The following is a 16,690-nucleotide window of genomic DNA, read 5'->3' as shown; positions in this document are numbered from 1 at the left end:
AGAAGATGACCGTCACCGGCGGCTCCTCGCTGCCGAAGGACGAGGTCGACCGCATGCGCCAGGAGGCCGAGCAGTACGCGGAGGAGGACCACCGCCGCCGCGAGGCCGCCGAGACCCGCAACCAGGGCGAGCAGCTCGTCTACCAGACCGAGAAGTTCCTGGGGGACAACCAGGACAAGGTCCCGGCGGACGTCAAGGGTGAGGTGGAGACGGCCGTCGCCGAGCTGAAGGAGAAGCTGAAGACGGACGACACCGGCGGCATCCGGACCTCGATCGAGAAGGTCGCCGCGGTCAGCCAGAAGCTCGGCCAGGCCATGTACGCCGACGCCCAGGCTGCGCAGGGAGCTGCCGGTGCCGCCGGTGACGGCCAGCAGGCCAAGGCCGACGACGACGTCGTCGACGCCGAGATCGTCGACGACGACAAGGGGCACGCCGGGCCGGCCTGACCCGGCCCGGCGTCACGCCCCGGCGTCACCCCACGGGCCGCTCGGCGGTCACCGTGTAGTAGTCCAGGAGGCCGTCCCGGTAGGCGCGCAGGAAGTTGCGGGGCCAGGTGCCGGGCCGCCACATGGTCGACAGCCAGCGGTCCCAGCCGGGCCACACCGACGCACCGATGGAGGTGACGCTGATCCCGGTCAGGCCGGCCTTCTCCAGGCTCCCGGTCAGCTCGGGGATGCTGTGGGCGACGTCCAGGCCGTCGGCGAACGTCTGCAGGAGGCCGGCTAGTTGCCCGGGCCGGTCCGGGTGGGCGTCCGGGACGAAGAAGCTGGTGACCGCGGCCCGGCCGCCGGGCGTGAGGACCCGGGCGGTCTCCCGGGCGAACGCGCCGAGGTCGCGGAAGTGCTGGGCGGCCTCCACGGTGTACACGCGGTCGAAGGCGGCCGCGGGAAACGGCATGTCCTCGGCCGCCCCTTGGGCGAAGGCCAGCCGCCCCGGGCGGTCGGCGTCGGCCAGGAGGGCGGCCTGGGCCCGGCGGGCGCGGTCGAGTTGCCGCGGGTGGATGTCCATGCCGGTGACGTGCGCGACGCCGTACTCGGCGAGCGCCATCGCGCACCCCGTGCCCAGGCCGCAGCCGACCTCCAGGACGCGCAGCCCGGCGGTGGGCGCCAGGGTGCCGAGGACGTGCCGGTACAGGGCCTGCTGACTGCGGATCCGGTCCTCCTCGGTCGGCTCGCCGTCGAGGTCGATGCCCTGCCAGTGGCCGAAGTTGATGAACCCGCCGCCGAACAGGGGCGTACCGCCGAGGTCGCCCGGACCGTACGCCTCCTCGACGGCCGCGTGCATCGTCTGCGGCTCGGGCCGCAGCCCCGGGTCCTGCGCCATCCGTGCCACCTCCGTGATCGGGGGCGGACCGCCGGTCGGCGGCCCGCCCCCTGAGCCGTACCCACGGCGGCGGGGGTTCAGTGGCGGTTGTCCACCACGGCGCGCAGCTTGCCGGTGCTCGCGGTGCGGGCGAAGCCGGCGCGGTCCGTCTGCTCCACCGCCAGGTCGAGCAGGCGGTCGTCGACGGCCGAGCGCAGTTCCTCGTAGCCGGCCAGGAAGGCGGCGCGCAGGGCGTCCGGGCCGGTGGTGGCGGAGTGCTCGACGCGTACGGTCAGGTGCTCGCGGGCGTCGCAGCGGCTGAGGATCAGCTGGAGTTCGCCGCTGTAGCCGCAGTCGGCCCCGGCGATTGCGAGGAAGCGGCGGTAGTTGAGGAAATAGGAGGCCACGCGCATGACGTCGCCGCCGCGCCCGAGGAGTTCGAAGCGCGGGGAGCGGTTGCCGCAGGGGCAGGGGCCGGGCACGGCCCGGCCGAGGTCGCCGATGACGTAGCGGTCGAGTTTCTGGCCGCGGCGCGCGTGGGTGGTGAAGACGAGGCGGCCGGTGTCACCGGGTGCGACCGGGCGGTCGGAGTCGGTGTCGAGGATCTCCAGGGTGTGCAGGTCGGCGTGCAGGTGGTGGATGCCGCCGGTGCTCTCGGTGCACTGGTAACCCAGCGGGCCGAGGTCGGTGCTGCCGTAGGTGATGGAGCGGACGACCTCGATGCCGAAGTCATCGGTGAGGGTGCGGCGCTGTTCGGCGGTGAAGTGCTCGCCGCCGTAGAAGATCTTGCGAATGCCGCCGTACGCGCGCAGCAGGTCCGCCTGGTCGTGCAGGAGCTGCCAGAGGTAGGAGGGCATGCCGAAGAGGGTGTCGGCCCGGTGGGCGACGATCGTCTCCGCCGTGACGCGGTGGTCGGCACCGGCGGCCATGGGCAGCTGGACGCCGCCCAGGCGTTCGAGGATGGAGAAGAAGCTGATGAAGCCGCCGTACATGCCGCCGCAGTAGAAGAGGTTGGCGGTGCGGTCGCGGGCCGGGTCGTAGCCGGCGGCGATCAGGCCGCGGGCGGCGGCGTGCATCTGGGTGTCGTAGTCGTCGTAGGTGAACAGCGACAGGGCGGGCTTGCCGGTGGTGCCGCCACTGCGGAAGTACAGTTCGGCGTCCTGCGCCGCGACGGCGTCGTTGAGCACCTGCACGGCGGCCTTGTCGAGCAGCGGGCCGGCGGGCGCCGGGACGTCGGGGGTGCGGACGAGGTCGTCGAGGCAGGCGGTGGTGGCGAAGCGCTCGTCGGCCTGGACGGCGACGCGGCGGCTGTAGCGCTGCAGGGCGTAGACGCCGTCGTGCGGTTCGCCGGCGTAGCTGCCGAGCATGGCGCCAACGGGGGTGACGCGCGTGGCGCCGGCGGCGAGGACGAGGCGGGAGAGCTCGGCGATGTCGGCGCGGCTCCCGCCGATGCCGGCTGTCTGCAGGTAGCGGCGCATGGGGCGCAAGGTGCGCAGCAGGTCCGTGCGGGGCAGGGGCTTGACCCAGACGCTGCGGTGCAGCGGGGAGGCGGTCAGGGCCGGGCGGGTGTCGGCCATGACGCGCCAGGAGCCGTCGGGTGCGGCGAGGACGCGGGTCAGGCCGAGGTGCTCCTCCAGGCGGGCGATGAGCTCGGTGGTGGTGAGCTCGGCCTCCTCCCCCGGGCTCAGCGGCTGCTGCTCCTCGGCGGCCGGCTGGGCGGCGAGGGCACGGGCCAGGTGTTCGGCGAAGGCGAAGACGTCCTTGTCGTCGTCGGTGTCGAGGTAGACGACCTGGGGGCTGGAGCACGCCTGCTGTTCGAGCAGGCACACGTCGCCGGCGAGGGCGGTGACGGTGGCGGGGTCCTGCCAGGAGTCGCGGGTGAGGTAGGCGAAGGAGATCTTGTGTCCCCATTCCACCAGCCGGCACCCGGGCGGTACGTGGGCGGCGACGCCCTCGACGGCCGCTTCGCCGCCCCAGACGGCAACCGCGTCGGCGGGCGCGCACATCTGCTGCAGCCAGTCCTGGCGGGAGGAGGGGAAGCGCAGCACGATGACGCGTTCGGCGAGGGCGCCGGTCGGATCGAGCGCGGCGAGTTCGGCGAGCAGGTGCTGGGCCAGGAGGGTGTCGGCGCTGCTGGTCTTGAGGACGTTGACGTTGCCGGCGAGGAGGCCCTCGACGATGCTCAGCGGGGCGACGGTGGCGGCGTTGCCGGGGGCGATGTGGGCGATGAGGCCGACGGGCGCCCACGCCTCGTAGACGGTTTCCTTGGCGTCGGGGCGGGTCAGCCGCTGGGGGGCGCCGTCGCCGAGTTCGCGGCGGAGCTTGCGGGTGAGCTGCGGGCGGGCGAGGAAGGCGGCCAGCTCGCTCAGGACGGCGTCCGCCTCGTCCTCGGGCAGGTGCGGGGTCAGGCGGGTGCGGACGGGGTGGCCGGGCTCGCTCAGGGCGGTGGCGAGCGCGTCGCAGGCGGCGAGGACGGTCTCGGTCCGCAGGGGCGTCGCCAGGGCCGCCTCGACGGCTGCCGGCAGGGCGGCCAGGCGGCGGGCGGCCTCCTCGTCGTCGACGAAGGTGCCCTGCCAGTAGTGGTGCTTGATGGTCTCGGTGGTCACGACAGGCCCTTCATGAGTTCGGCGGCGGCCACCGCACAGCTTCGGTTGCGGCTCACTCCGGCGCGGCCGCGGTGGATGAACCAGGGGGTGTCGAGCTCGCAGGCGCAGGCGTCGCCCGGGTGCAGCTCGGCCAGGTCGCCCATGACGACGCTCTGTGCCGGTACGGAGGTGATGTACGGCGAGACGAGGTGCAGGTAGCCCACCTCGCCGTAGGGCAGCGGTTCGAGGGTGCGGGTGGAGCGGATGAACACCCGGGACCAGACGGGGGCGTGCAGGCGGTGCTGCTCGCACTCGATGTAGGGGATGCAGTGCTCGACGGAGCCGAAGGTGTCGCGGATGCGCTCGGAGGGGATGCCGAGCTGTTCGGTGACGCGGGCGTAGAAGGCGTCCTTGCCGATCTGCCGGTCGGCGTTGCCCTTCCAGCCGCCGCCGAGCATGACGAGGGAGCCCTCGGGCAGCTGCAGCGGCGGCAGGCCCATGGCCCGCATGCGCTCCAGGGTGAACCACAGGAACGCCGGGAAGCCCAGGATCCGTACGGGGGCGTCGTCCTGTGCGAAGCGCTGGAGTGCGGCGATGCAGCCGAAGGGGTCGAACTCGTGGCCGCCTCCGGTGTGGCGCAGGGCGTACTCGACCTGGCGGGCCGGTGCGAAGTCGCACAGGTAGTTGTCGGTGAAGGAGGTGCCGAGCTTCAGGTCGGGGGCCGGCTGGTAGCTGTAGAGCAGGTAGTTGACCTGCTGGTCGGGGGTGATCCAGCCGTTGCGCTCGAAGATGCGGGCCACCATGCGCTGGGCGGAGCGGATGGTCCAGTTGTCGAAGAACATCTGCGACTTCTGGCCGGTGGTGCCGGAGGAGGTCAGGTGCAGGTCGACGGCGTCGCGGTCGATGGAGAGCACTTCGTGCCGCTTGAAGAAGTTGGCGTGCACCAGGGGCGCGTGGAAGGGCTGCTCGGCGGCGGTCGCGGCGTACAGGCTGCGGAAGAACGGGGAGCGCTCGGCGTGCCAGGCGTTGCTCTCGGCCATGGCGGCGGCGAACAGTTCGTCCTCGGCGGGGCCGGTGGCGTAGGGGTCGGTCAGGTCGCACAGCTGCTGGACGGCGGCGAGGGCCGCGGGGTCGGGGACGGCGACCGGTGCGAGGTGGGGGTTGATCGGGTTCATGAGGCGACCTCGAGTGTGGGCAGGTAGGTGGCCGCCCAGGCCGACAGGTAGGCGTCCACGTAGGGCTGCAGAGCGGTGTCGACGACCACGCCGCGGAAGTCGATCTGTTCGGCGGTGCGGGTCATCACGACGTAGTCGTGGAAGCCGGTGCCGCTGGGGTCGGGGCGCATCGCCGGGTACAGGGCGCTGGGGATGAACCCCTGGGCGAGGAAGGCGGAGAGCGGCCCGTGCTCGGCGAGCGGCACGAGTGCCTCGACGTACCCGGTGCCGGCGCGGGTGAGGGTCCGGGTGATGGCTTCGAGGTACCCGGCGGCAGTGGCCGGGGAGGGGTGGGCCGCGATCAGCGCGCAGTAGCGGCCGGTGCGGTTGAGGTAGGCGTACACCTCGAAGCCGCCGTCGTCGGCGACGAGCAGGGCGTTGGGCGTGTGCAGCGGGTAGAACCAGCTGGTCGCGTCCGGGAAGCGCTCGTGGAAGCGGCGGCGGACGAAGGCGGGGGCCTCGACCATCTCCAGCCGTGCGGTGGAGCGGCCCTCGGGCGCCGGGGCGGGCGCGGTCGCGCGGGGCTCGGGGCCGTCGGTGCCCAGGGTGCGGGCGACGGTGCGCAGCAGCTGGGCGAGCGGGGCGGGGACCTCGGGCACGGGGAGGCGCCGGTCGAGCACGCCCGGGGAGTAACGCGCGTAGAGTGCGAGGCTCTCGCGGCTGCTGAGGTCGACGGCGTTGGGCAGGACGCCCAGCGGCGTGAACCCGTTGCGGGTGACGACCCGCTGCGGGCCGGCGCTGACGGTGCGTACGGTCGCGTACACCGAGTCCAGGCGGCCGGCGGTGAGCATCTGCCGGCACAGCTCGTCGGTCAGGGTGTGGGCGAGCCCGCCGGCCCGGTGGTCGGGGTGCACGGCCAGTCCTTCGAGGCGGCCGATGCGGCTGCCGGGCTCGCCGTGGATGGCCGCCGAGCCGGCCAGGTGGCCGGTGCGGGCGCAGCGGGCCACCAGCCACAGGGTGTGCGGGTCGGCGATGAGGCGGGACATCTCGGCGGGGTCGGTGCCCAGCGCGGCCGGGTAGTGCGGGCCGTAGACGGCGTAGTAGAGCTGGCGCAGATCGGCGATGTCGGCGGGGGCCGCACGGTCGATCGTGGTGGTCATCGCTCTCCTCCGGAGGCGGTGAGCTGAGGTTCGGGGGCTGCCGGGGCGGTGGGCGCGGTGGGGCGCTCCTCGCGCAGGAGGGCGAGGGCGCAGGCGGCGGGGAGCAGTCCGGCCGCCTGGACCAGGCACAGGACGCGGGGCTCGACGTGGTCGCCGAGCAGGCCGAACAGCAGGGAGGCGACGGGGAACGTCGCGCCGAGGACGGCCTGCATGACGGCGAAGAAGCCGGGCTTGTCGGCCGGCGGGACCAGCCGCTGGAACAGGGCGACGAAGCGCACCCCGATCACGCCCACGCACCAGCCGGCCACCAGCAGGCAGCCCGCCATGACGGGGCGGCCCGGCGCCAGGCCGGGGACGGCGAGGGCGAGGGCCATGAGGCCCATCAGGCACGCACCGGCGGTCGTGGGACGGCCGGGGACGCGGGCGCCGGTGAAGGAGCCGATGAGCGTGCCGGCGCCCAGGGAGGCCTCCAGCAGGGCCACGGTGCCGCCGCCGTCCCCCAGCACCGAGCGGGTGTACAGGGGGATGATGACGAAGACGGCGGTGGTGAAGAGGTTGGCCGCGGTGAAGCAGAGCAGGATGCGGCGGACGAAGGGGAGCCCGCCGAGGATCCGGCGCAGCTTCGGCTGGGCCGAAGCGCCCGTCTCCTCGGTGTTCGCGGTGTTCGTGGCATCCTCGGCGGCGCCGTGGGCGGCCTGCGGGCGGAAGCGGACCGTCGTGATGAGGAGGGCCGCCGTCAGGTAGGCGGCGGCGCAGCCGGTGGCGAGGCCGGCCAGGCCGGCGCCGTCGACGATCAGGGCGCCGAGCAGGGCGCCGCCCAGGCTCGCCAGGGACTGGGTGGACAGCTCGAACCCGGTGGCCGCCTCGATGTCCGCGTCGTCGACGAGCTCGGGGACGGAGGTGGTCAGGCAGGGGTCGAAGAACGCCTGGCCGGTGGCCAGTGCCAGCGTCGCCGCGTACGCCGCGGCCAGCGGCAGGTCGGCGGCGTACGCCCAGCAGGCCAGGGCGGCGGCCGCGGTGCCGGCGCCGGCCGCGGCCGCGCGCAGCACCGAGCGGTGGGCGTGGCGCGCGATCGTCCGGGCGACCACGGGTGCCAGGGCGACCGCGGGCAGGGTGCTGACGGCCATGAACAGCCCCGAGGCCAGGCCCCGGCCGCCGGAGACGGCGTAGGCGACGAGCCACCAGGAGACGCCGACCTGGAACATGCGCACCGCGGCCTGGGTGAGCACCTGGGCGGCCCAGACGGTGCCGAAGGCGCGGTTGCGCAGGACGAGGGGCGTACGGGACGTCCCGCGCCCCGCGTCCGTGGCGGGGGCGGTCATGCGGTCGGCCTCTCGTCGATGACGCGGACGAGCTTGCCCGAGCGCGGGTTGACGGTCAGGTCGCCGTGGCGCACCCATTCGACGGTGACCGGGTGCACGTGGCCGGCCCGGACGCTGTCGGGGTACAGCGGGCGCACCTCGTCCAGGTGCGTGACGATCGACTTGGCCAGGACCTCCAGGCCGGCCGCGTCGGCGTCGCCGGGGGCGGTCGCCAGGCGCAGCACGAGCCCGTCGCGGCCGTCCCAGCGGCGTACGACGAGCTGGGTGCCGGTGATGCGGCCGGTGGTGTCGGCCTCGGCGACGGCGGCGAAGGTGTCCTCGGAGTACAGGGAGACGGGGCCGACGCGCACGCCTTCCTCGGCCCGGCCGAGGATGCGGAAGGTGCCGGCCTCGGGGTCGGCCCATGCGGCGCGGTCGCCCGCGGGGTAGCGGATGACGGGCATGAGGCGGCGGTAGAGCTGGGTGACGACGACGCGGCCGGGGCGGCCGGCCTCGCGGATGGGCTCGCCGGTCGTCTCGTCGAGGATCTCGACGACGGTGTGCGGGGTGAACGCGCGGTGCAGACGGGGGTCGGGCCCGGGTACGGGACGGCCCAGGAGTCCGGCGTCGACGCTCGCGTAACCCAGGGAGCGCGCTTCGGCGTTGGGGAACGCGGCGCGCAACAGCCTGCGCTGGTCGTCGAAGAGCGCCTCGCCACCGAAGAAGAGCAGCTCGACGCCGGGCAGGGTGCGGCCGGTGGCGACGATGTGCTCGGCCAGGCGGCACAGGGTCGTGGGCGTGCCGGCGACGACGTGGGCCGCGAAGTCCTCGAGTGCGGGGACGGTGGTCTCAAGAGGGGCGGCGCCGCCGATGGGCAGGCGGACGTTGTCGACGGGGGCCTGGGCGAGGGAGTCCAGGATGAACAGGAAGCTGGCGTAGAGCTCGCCGGCGTAGAACAGGTCGGCCACCCGGTGGCCGGGGCGCAGGCCGGCGTCGACGAGGCCCTGGCCGAAGGCGGCGGTGAACTCGCGCCACTCCTCGCGGGTGTAGCAGGAGAACTTGGGGGCGCCGGTGGTGCCGCCGGTCTTGTAGACGACCGCTTCCGACAGCGGGGCGGTCAGGACCCGGTTGTCGTGGAGGGTGTTGGCCGCCCAGAAGGCGCCCTGCTCGACGACGGGCAGGTCCGTGAGCCGGTCGGTGCCGGGCGGCAGGTCGGCGTAGAGCGCCGAGTAAAAGGGAGAGTTATGGCGGGCATAACTGATGAGGTCCGATAGTTGAAGGACGGACATATGGCCTTTGCCTAGGTCATGCGGGCAGGTGAAGGTTCTTTGGGTATTGCGACACAGCAATGCGTGGCGGGTTCTGGCCAGTTGAGCCCGCCACGTGACTGTTGAAAGGTGTTCCGTGAGGTGCGTGGATTGCATCCTCAGCGTCGTGCCGCGGCTACGATTTTGGATCTGACGCGCGGTCGCGCCGGAACGCCTTAGAAGATATCGCATATGGACCACTCCCCTGACCACATGTCAGGTGAAGATGGCCGGAAACCTTGCTTTCCGCCATCAGGAGTGCGTAGGGAGATCCCTCATCGCCCGAGGCCCGCGTCACGTGCCAGCAGGGCGGCCTGCACCCGGTTGTCGCATTCCAGCTTGGCGAGGATGCGACTGACGTACGTCTTCACCGTGGCCTCGCTCATGTGCAGCCGGCGGCCGGCGTCGGCGTTGGACAGGCCCTCGCCGAGCAGGGCGAGCACCTCCAGCTCGCGCTCGCCGAGGACCGCCACGCGTCTGCGGGCTTCCGCGGCACGGGTGTCGGCGGCGCCGGCCTTCCCGGTGGCGAGGGAGTCGACGACGTGCCGGGTGGCTGCCGGGGAGAGGTAGGCGTCACCCGCGGCGGCCGCCCGCACGGCGCCGATGAGCTCGCCGGGCGCCGAGTCCTTCAGCAGGAAGCCGGCGCCGCCCTGCCGCAGCGCCCGCAGCACGTTGTCCCGTTCGCCGAAGGTGGTCAGGATCAGCACCCGGACGCCGGGGGCGCTGCGGCCGAGCTCGGCCAGGGCGGCCAGCCCGTCCAGCCGCGGCATCTGGATGTCGAGGAGCGCCACGTCCACACGGTGGCACCGGGCCTGCTCGACGGCCTCGCGCCCGTCCGCCGCCTCCGCCACGACCTCGATGTCGTCGGCCGAGGTGAGGATCATCCGGATTCCGGCCCGGATGAGCGGCTCGTCGTCGGCAATGAGGACGCGGATCAACTGGGTTCAACTCCTGGTGCCGGGCGCGGGGCTGCTGCCCGCCGGCTCTCGCTAGCTCTTGACGTGGAACTCACGCTTCTCGGACAGCTTCCCGTCCGTGAAGCAGAACCGGTACACGGTATCGGTGTCCAGGCCGCGCGAGGTGTCGGTGGACAGCAGCACCAGGCAGCTGGCCCCCGCCGGCTCGGCCGGTATCTTGCCGCGCACGTCGGAAGTGATGATCGATCTGCCGGAGGGCAGCTTCTGCCGCACCTGCTGCTCGGAGTCCCCGATGCGGACGGACTCGTAGACGCTGGGCTCGATCATTCCCTTGTCGAGCTCGTCCACGAGCTGGACGACCCCGAAGAGGGCCAGGATCCCCAGCCCCAGCATGATCAGCAGGCCCGCTGCACAGCCGATCGCACAGCCGCTGCTCTTCTTGGTGCCCATGATGTCCTTGAACTCCTCGCGGGGGTCGAGCGGGTCGATGACCGCTCCACCCTCGCCCGGAGCCCAGGGCCCGGTCTGCCGCCGAAAGTCGTCCGTCGCGTCGGCGATCGTCGCCTCCCCCAGGGCCGCCCGCTGGGCGGCACCGGCCTCTCTGCCCTCCGCGGAGTCGTACGGGATCACGGCCGCGAGCCGGAAGCCGCCGCCCTCGGCGGGGCCGGTGAAGACCATCCCGCCGATCAGCCGGGCCCGCTCGCGCAACCCGGTCAGCCCCTGCCCGCCGCTCACCGGCTCGGGGTGGCTCCGGCCGGCCTCGGCGACCCGCCGCCCCAGGGGCACAGTCCCGTTGGCGACCTCGACCAGCAGGGAGTCCGGCTCGTAGTGCAGCCCGACCGTGATCGGCGCCCCCGGCGCGTGCTTGGCGGCGTTGGTCAGGCCCTCCTGGACCACCCGGTAACCGGCGTGGTCGGCGGCGGGCGCCAGCGGCCGCTCCTCCCCCGTACTCTCCAGGGACACCCGCATCCCGGCCGCCGTCGCGGCGTCGACCAGCGCGGGAATGCCGGTGACGCCGCGGGAGCCGGAGTGCTCGTCCTGCGGGGTGCCGTCCCGCAGGATGCCCACGACCTCCCGCAGCTCGTGCATCGCCGCCACCGAGGCCTGGCGCAGCACGCCGACCGCCTCGCGCTGCTGCCCGGTCAGCGTCCGGTCCACCTCCAGCGCGCCGGTCTGCACGGCGATGAGGGCCAGCTGGTGGCCCAGGCTGTCGTGCATGTCCTGGGCGATGCGCTGCCGCTCGCGCATCCTGGCCTGCCCCGCGATCATCTGGCGCTCGCGCAGCAGCTGGGCGTTGCGCTGCTGCAGCGTCTGCAGCAGCGTCCGGCGCTGGGTCCAGTAGCGGCTGGCCAGGCCGGGGACGACGGTGAGCACCAGGAAGAACAGGGTGTTCAGCACCACGATGAACGTGGACGACTGGTGCCCCGCCCACGCGGCCAGCCCCACGAACAGCACCAGGGAGGCGGCGAAGGCCAGCAGCGCCCGCAGCACCCCGGCGATCCGGCGCCCGGCGGACCAGCCGGCCACCGCGAGCACCAGCACCGCCCCGCTGTCGGCGAGCCCGGCCAGGACGGCCGCGGCGATCAGCGCCGTCGCGGGCAGCGCGCGCCGCACCAGCAGCAGCACCACGACGCCGAGGGTCGCCGCGACGGCCCTCGGCCAGCCGTGGTCCTCCACCAGCTCCGACCAGACGGTCAGCAGTGCCAGGACGACGGCCAGCAGGCTCTCGCCGACGACCCGGCGCCGCGACCACTCCCGCCGGTCGGTCAGGCGCCGCCTCAGATCACGTGCCCACGATGTCGCATCCACCCCCGCACCTTAGGCAGACCCGCCCGTCCGGCACATTCACCGAAGGTCGCGATGTGGTCCGACGAAAGTAGATCCGGCCTGGCCGGCGGACGCGGGCCCCGCCTCACATCCTGGGGTGCGCGGCCACATGGGTGACCTCTTCGATGTCGTGCCCGGCCTTCTGCAGCAGTTCCCGGGACAGTTCGTTCAGCGCCCGGGCCGCGGCGACCTCCTCGCCGACCCGCTCCTGCTCGGGGTCGTCCGGGTGCCGGGTGGCATGGGCCCGCGCCCTGAGCTCCGTACCGTCCGGGAGCCTGAGCAGCACCGCCGCGTGGGTCCGCTTCTCGATCTCCTCGAACTCCACCTCGACGTGCCAGCCAACGATCGTCTTCATGAGTGCACCTCCTCCGGCAGTACCTCTCCAGCGTGCACCCGTGGGGCGGAATGCGACACCGGTGGCGTCAGAGGCAGGCTCCTAGGCCGCCGCCGTCCCGAACTCGCGGACCGCCCCGTCGACGATCGCCTGCAGCCGCGCGTGGTGCGCGCCGCGCCAGTAGACCCGCCCGCAGGCGACGCACTGGGCGAAGACGTCGTACGTGCGGCGCGTCCCGTGCTCGAGGTGTTCGCGCACCGCGTCCTTGTCGGCGTCCTGCAGCGGACCGTTGCAGGCCGTGCAGCGCGTCCAGGGCGCCAGCGGCGGGCCGAAGCGGCCCAGGACGTCCCTGAGCTGGTCGTCGGGCCGGTCGCTGTAGACGTAGCCGCCCGCCCAGATCTCGCGCCGGCGCAGCAGGCCGCGGTCCCGCGAGAGCAGCACGCGCCGCTCCGCGGCGGAGAGCGCCGCAAGGGCCGGGTCGCCGATGTCCTCGCTCTCGTACGCCGCGTCGACGCCCAGCAGCCGCAACCGCCGCGCGAGCGTGCCCAGGTGGACGTCCAACAGGAAGCGCAGCGGTGCCCCCGGCACCTCCTGGGGCCGCTCGACCGCTTCCACCTCCACGTGTTCGCCGGCCGCCGGCACGTGGGAGACGGGGACCGGGCGGCCGTCGACGAGCAGCCGGCCGACCTCGGTGAGCGGGACGCCCAGGGACTCCACGACGTGCCCCAGGGTGGAGACGCCGTCGGTGACGAAGGGCGCCCGGGGCCGGCGTCGCTCGGCGGCGACGAAGAGCTGCAGGCCGGGGGCGAAAGTCAGGTGGATCTGCGGACCGTTCACGCCCCACAGCATGCCACTCGCACCGCCGGGAACGCCCCCGGGTTTTGCGCGGGCCGCTTGCAGCCGTGACGGGCCCGGCCCCCGCCCGCGGCGCAGGGGGCCGGGCCCGCGGGATCAGGGCAACTGGGCGCCGACCGCCTGGAGGGCGGCGGGCACGGGCTGGAAGAACGTCTCGCCGCCGGAGGAGCAGTCGCCGCTGCCGCCGGAGGTCAGGCCGAGCGCGGTGTCGCCGTCGAACAGGGCGCCGCCGCTGTCGCCGGGCTCGGCGCACACGGTCGTGCCGATCAGCCCGTCGACCTGGCCCTCCTCGTAGTTGACGGTGACGTCGAGGCCGGTGACCTGGCCGTCGTGGACCTGCGTGGTGCTGCCGCTGCGCCGGACCTGCTCGCCGACCGTGGCCTCGCCGGCGCTGCTGATGGACTGGCTGCCGCCGTCGTACATGTCGACCGCGCTCGGGTGGGAGACACTGCCGGAGGTGTAGCGCACGAGGGCGTAGTCGTGGCCGGGGAAGGACGAGGTCTCGGTCGAGCCGACCACGGAACCCCCGTAGGAAGGGGACCAGGAGGCCGAGGCGTTGCCGCAGTGCCCGGCCGTCAGGAAGTACGGCTCGCCGGACTTGGTGACGTTGAAGCCGAGGGAACAGCGCACGCCGCTGCCCCATATCGCGTCGCCGCCCGCGAGGAGGGGCCGGATCCTGCCGGTCGTGTGCCGCAGGGCCGCGCGGTCGCCGAGGTCGGCGACGGCCTTCTGCACGCGCGCCAGCCGGTCGCCGGTGACGGTGCTGTCGACGGTGACGACGACCTTGTTGCTCCTGGGGTCGGCGGACCAGGCGGTGCCGGGAACGGCCGCGCGGTGGCTCAGGAGCACTCTGGCGGCGGCCAGTTCGGCGGAGGAGTGCGTGACCGTCCGCGGCTGCGCCCCGGCGGCCCTGACCTGCTGGGCGGTGGTGGCGTCGAGGACGTTGACGACGAGGGTGCGGCTCCGGGCGTCGTAGTACGAACCGGCGGTGCCGGCGGCGAATTCGGTACCGAGGCGCTGGGCGAGCCCGGTCGCGCGGGCGGCGGTCAGCGCCTGCGGGCCGGGCGCGGCCGCCTGGGCCTGCTGGAGGGTGAGGGATGCCGTGGCCAGGGCCACGGTGGCGGCGACCGCGAGGGTCGTGCGCCGGGCGGGCATGCGTGAGGGAGTCAACTCGTCGACCTCCTGTGAGGGGGGTGTGCCCGGCGGGAGGCGCCGGGCCCGGAGGGTCTGGCCGGCATGACGGCAACCGCACGTCGCGTTCATGCCAAGCGAGTCGCGAACGAGTGTCCGCCCGGGCACGGATGGTGCACAAGAAGACATCCGGCCGCACACGTTCCCTCAGAACCGCACACCGTCCTCTCCCGACAGCGGGCGATGACCGGACGTTCGCGCGGGCGACTGTCCGGTAATCGCCCCCCGCTCCCCTCCGTCTCAGGAGGAGCAGCTGCTTCCACCACCGCAGCTCGAACAGCTGCTGGACGACGAGCAGGACGACGAACAGCTCGAACCACCGGAGTCCGAGGAGCTGCCGGAGTCCGAGGAGCCCCCTGAGTCACCACCGCCGCAGAAGGTGCCCCCGTCGCACGAGGCACCCACCACGGCCAGCGACGACGAGGACGAGGAGGACGAGGAAGACGAAGAGGAGGACGAGCTGCCCGAGCGGCGCCGGTTCCTCCCTCGCTGCGCCGCCTGCTCGAACGCCTTGCGCAAGTCCTTGCCGGGCAGCACGCCCGTACCGTGCACGGCGACGATCCCGGCCTCTCCGGCCGGGTGGGTCTCCGCGTTCTTCCTGCTCCACGGGTCGTCGGTCCCGATGCTGCGGGCCAGGGCCGCACCCGCGTCCGTGTACGGGATCCCGGCGGGCGGCCGGCAGTGGTGCCGGATCACCAGGGCCGGCACGGCCGCCAGCAGCGGCACGAGCGCCCAGGCCCACAGGTCGCCCTGGACGAGGACGGCAAGGGCGAGCGCCGTACCGGCGATCAGCCCGGCGAGCTGGACCTTGACGGCCCGGGGCCACCGGCGCCGCAGCTGCGGGGGCAGCAGGAGGCCCAGCTTGACCAGGGTGGTGTCGAGGGGGGCCATGGCGTCGTCCTGGCGCAGCTTCGTGCGCAGGGTGCGCAGGGTGTTGCTCCAGTCGGAGCCGCAGTGCTTGAGCAGGGCCCGTTCCACGGCGTTGTGCGCGACGGGCTCGACCACCTGTACCCGGCCGCCGCTGACGGTGAGGCGCCCGTCGGCGTGCATGGCGGTCACGGCGGTGTCCGCGACGCGGCCGGCGCCGCCCCGCAGGTAGGCGACGACGGCCAGGTCCAGGTCCTCGGGCCGGACCGACCAGGACGAGCCCCGGGCCTGGCGGCGCAGGGGCATCAGCCGGGCGGTCGGTATGAGGATGCACAGCAGCGCGGCACACAGTGCCGCCACGACGACGAGGGTCATGGGTCGGATGCCTTTCGATCGGCAGGTGATCGGCGCGTCAGTGCGCGGTGTGCCGGCGGCGCAGGGCCGCGGCGAGGCGGTGCAGCGGCCCCCGGGGCGGCTGCGCGGGGGTGTGGTGCCCGTCGGCCCACGCGGCCAGCCGTCGTCGGCGCTCCGGATCGGGGACGGCGCCTCGCAGCAGCAGGTGGTGGGCGAAGTTCAGCGCGTCCTTGCGGTAGCCGCCGGTCATGGGGCGGTTGCGGGCGTAGGCGAGGAACAGGTCGCGGAAGCCGGCGCCCAGGATCCCGGGCAGTTCGGGGGCCACCTTGCCGACGACGGAGACGCGTTTGGCCAGCAGGGCACGGCGCTGGGCGGTCAGCCGCCGCTCGTCGAAGCCGTCGGGCGGCGGGCCGCCGGCGACGAGGGCGGACAGCAGGGCGTGCTGGGCGTCGGCGAGCCGCCGGCGGGCGGCCTCGGTGCCCGCCGCGTGCTCAGGCGCGGACACGGGCACCCGCCACGACAGCGCGGACGGCGTCGAGTTCCGCGGCCAGTTCGGCTTCTCCGGGGAAGAGGTCGTCGCGTTCGAGGAGGACCCCGGGCGGCGCGATGCGGTCGCAGAGCTCGGCGAGCACGGCGAGGACGGGTTCGCCGACGGGGTGGGCGTGGCTGTCGTGCCACAGGCCGTCGCGCTCGAACCCGCCGGCCACGTGCACGTAGGCAATGGCCTCCAGGGGCAGGCCGTCGAGGACGGCGGCCGGGTCCTCGCCGCGGTTGACGTGGTTGGTGTGGAGGTTGGCGACGTCGACGAGGAGCCGTACGCCGGTGCGCTCGACGAGCTCGGTGAGGAACTGCGCCTCGGTGAGCTCCTCGCCGGGCCAGGCGAGGAAGGCCGCGATGTTCTCCAGGGCGAGCGGGACGGGCAGGACCGCCTGGGCGGCGCGCACGTTGGCGCACAGGACGTCGAGGGCGTCGCGGGTGCGGGGCACGGGCAGCAGGTGCCCGGCCTCCATGGCGGGCCGGCCGCTGTGGCCGCCGCCGGCCCGGACGAAGGCGATGTGCTCGCTGACCAGGGGTGCCTGCAGCGCCTCGGCCAGCTCGGCGAGGGCGACGAGGCGGCCGAGGTCGGGCCGCTCGGCGCCGCCGAGGCCGAGGCCGACGCCGTGCGGGACGACGGGCGTGCCGCGCTCGCGCAGGCGGCGGAGCTCCTCGGGCAGGTGGCCGGGGCAGATGTTCTCCGCCACGACCTCGACCCAGTCCAGGCCGGGCAGCCGTTCGACGGCTCCGGCGATCTCCGGCCGCCAGCCGATGCCCGTGCCCAGAACGGCGTGCGGTGCCGCGTTCCGCGCCGCCTCGCGTCGGCGGGTCGCGCTCCGTGTCGCGTTCCGTGTCGCGTGCTGTGTGGCGTTCATCGCCGTACACCCCCGTACCTTCCCCCGTGGTGCCCTGGGCACCGTGTTGCGAGGGTGATTCCCTGCGTGGACCTCGTAAACCCTTGATCCACGAGGAAAAAACCGGGCGGAGTGTGATCTTGGCAAT

13 protein-coding genes and 1 pseudogene are annotated in these 16,690 nt (G+C 73.6%); 1 reads left to right on the top strand and 13 read right to left on the bottom strand.

Annotation, left to right across the window (positions count from 1 at the left end):
- On the top strand, positions 1–446 hold a 446-nt coding region (locus ABD361_RS26845; protein WP_344438880.1), incomplete at its 5' end, for an Hsp70 family protein.
- A 25-nt stretch (positions 447–471) separates the two neighbouring features.
- On the opposite strand, the gene ABD361_RS26840 is transcribed toward ABD361_RS26845, so the two are convergent.
- From ABD361_RS26840 to ABD361_RS26780, 13 genes and pseudogenes are all read right to left on the bottom strand, one after another.
- Positions 472–1,323 carry a class I SAM-dependent methyltransferase gene (locus ABD361_RS26840; RefSeq protein ID WP_344438878.1) on the bottom strand — a complete coding sequence of 284 codons (852 nt, stop codon included), beginning with the start codon at positions 1,321–1,323 and terminating at the stop codon, positions 472–474.
- 77 nt (positions 1,324–1,400) lie between these two features.
- Entirely contained in the window at positions 1,401–3,908 is a 2,508-nt protein-coding gene (locus ABD361_RS26835; RefSeq protein WP_344438876.1) for an acyl-CoA reductase, read from the bottom strand.
- Entirely contained in the window at positions 3,905–5,062 is a 1,158-nt protein-coding gene (locus ABD361_RS26830) for a LuxE/PaaK family acyltransferase (RefSeq protein ID WP_344438874.1), read from the bottom strand. Before ABD361_RS26830 ends, ABD361_RS26835 begins: the two co-directional genes overlap by 4 nt.
- Complete coding sequence (locus ABD361_RS26825) at positions 5,059–6,201, bottom strand: GNAT family N-acetyltransferase (protein ID WP_344438872.1); 1,143 nt, start codon at positions 6,199–6,201, stop codon at positions 5,059–5,061. The genes ABD361_RS26830 and ABD361_RS26825 overlap by 4 nt, the downstream gene beginning before the upstream one ends.
- Positions 6,198–7,523, bottom strand: a complete 1,326-nt coding sequence (locus ABD361_RS26820; RefSeq protein WP_344438870.1) for an MFS transporter — start codon at positions 7,521–7,523, stop codon at positions 6,198–6,200. Before ABD361_RS26820 ends, ABD361_RS26825 begins: the two co-directional genes overlap by 4 nt.
- Positions 7,520–8,791: a phenylacetate--CoA ligase family protein gene (locus tag ABD361_RS26815; protein WP_344438868.1), complete on the bottom strand. Its 1,272-nt coding sequence runs from the start codon at positions 8,789–8,791 to the stop codon at positions 7,520–7,522. Before ABD361_RS26815 ends, ABD361_RS26820 begins: the two co-directional genes overlap by 4 nt.
- Positions 8,792–9,084: 293 nt before the next feature.
- The gene (locus tag ABD361_RS26810) at positions 9,085–9,747 is read right to left on the bottom strand and encodes a response regulator transcription factor (protein ID WP_344438866.1); all 663 of its coding nucleotides are present in this window, start codon (positions 9,745–9,747) and stop codon (positions 9,085–9,087) included.
- Positions 9,748–9,798: 51 nt separating this feature from the next.
- Positions 9,799–11,535, bottom strand: a complete 1,737-nt coding sequence (locus ABD361_RS26805) for a sensor histidine kinase (RefSeq protein ID WP_344438863.1) — start codon at positions 11,533–11,535, stop codon at positions 9,799–9,801.
- Positions 11,536–11,638: 103 nt separating this feature from the next.
- Positions 11,639–11,908 carry a DUF1876 domain-containing protein gene (locus ABD361_RS26800; RefSeq protein WP_344438861.1) on the bottom strand — a complete coding sequence of 90 codons (270 nt, stop codon included), beginning with the start codon at positions 11,906–11,908 and terminating at the stop codon, positions 11,639–11,641.
- 81 nt (positions 11,909–11,989) lie between these two features.
- Positions 11,990–12,724, bottom strand: coding sequence for a Mut7-C RNAse domain-containing protein (locus ABD361_RS26795; RefSeq protein ID WP_344438859.1), 735 nt, complete (start codon positions 12,722–12,724; stop codon positions 11,990–11,992).
- Positions 12,725–12,838: 114 nt separating this feature from the next.
- Positions 12,839–13,912 (bottom strand): S1 family peptidase, encoded by a 1,074-nt coding sequence (locus ABD361_RS26790; RefSeq protein WP_344438857.1) that lies wholly within the window; start codon positions 13,910–13,912, stop codon positions 12,839–12,841.
- A 261-nt stretch (positions 13,913–14,173) separates the two neighbouring features.
- Positions 14,174–15,175, bottom strand: a complete 1,002-nt coding sequence (locus ABD361_RS26785) for a TIGR04222 domain-containing membrane protein (RefSeq protein ID WP_344438855.1) — start codon at positions 15,173–15,175, stop codon at positions 14,174–14,176.
- A 37-nt stretch (positions 15,176–15,212) separates the two neighbouring features.
- Positions 15,213–16,473: pseudogene (locus ABD361_RS26780) on the bottom strand (MbnB/TglH/ChrH family RiPP precursor modification enzyme).
- Positions 16,474–16,690: the final 217 nt, after the last annotated feature.

It is taken from the genome of Streptomyces luteosporeus (assembly GCF_039532865.1).
Lineage (GTDB): Bacteria > Actinomycetota > Actinomycetes > Streptomycetales > Streptomycetaceae > Streptomyces > Streptomyces luteosporeus.
The sequence above is the reverse complement of the archived record's forward strand: the minus strand, read 5'-3'. Positions and strand labels throughout refer to the sequence as shown.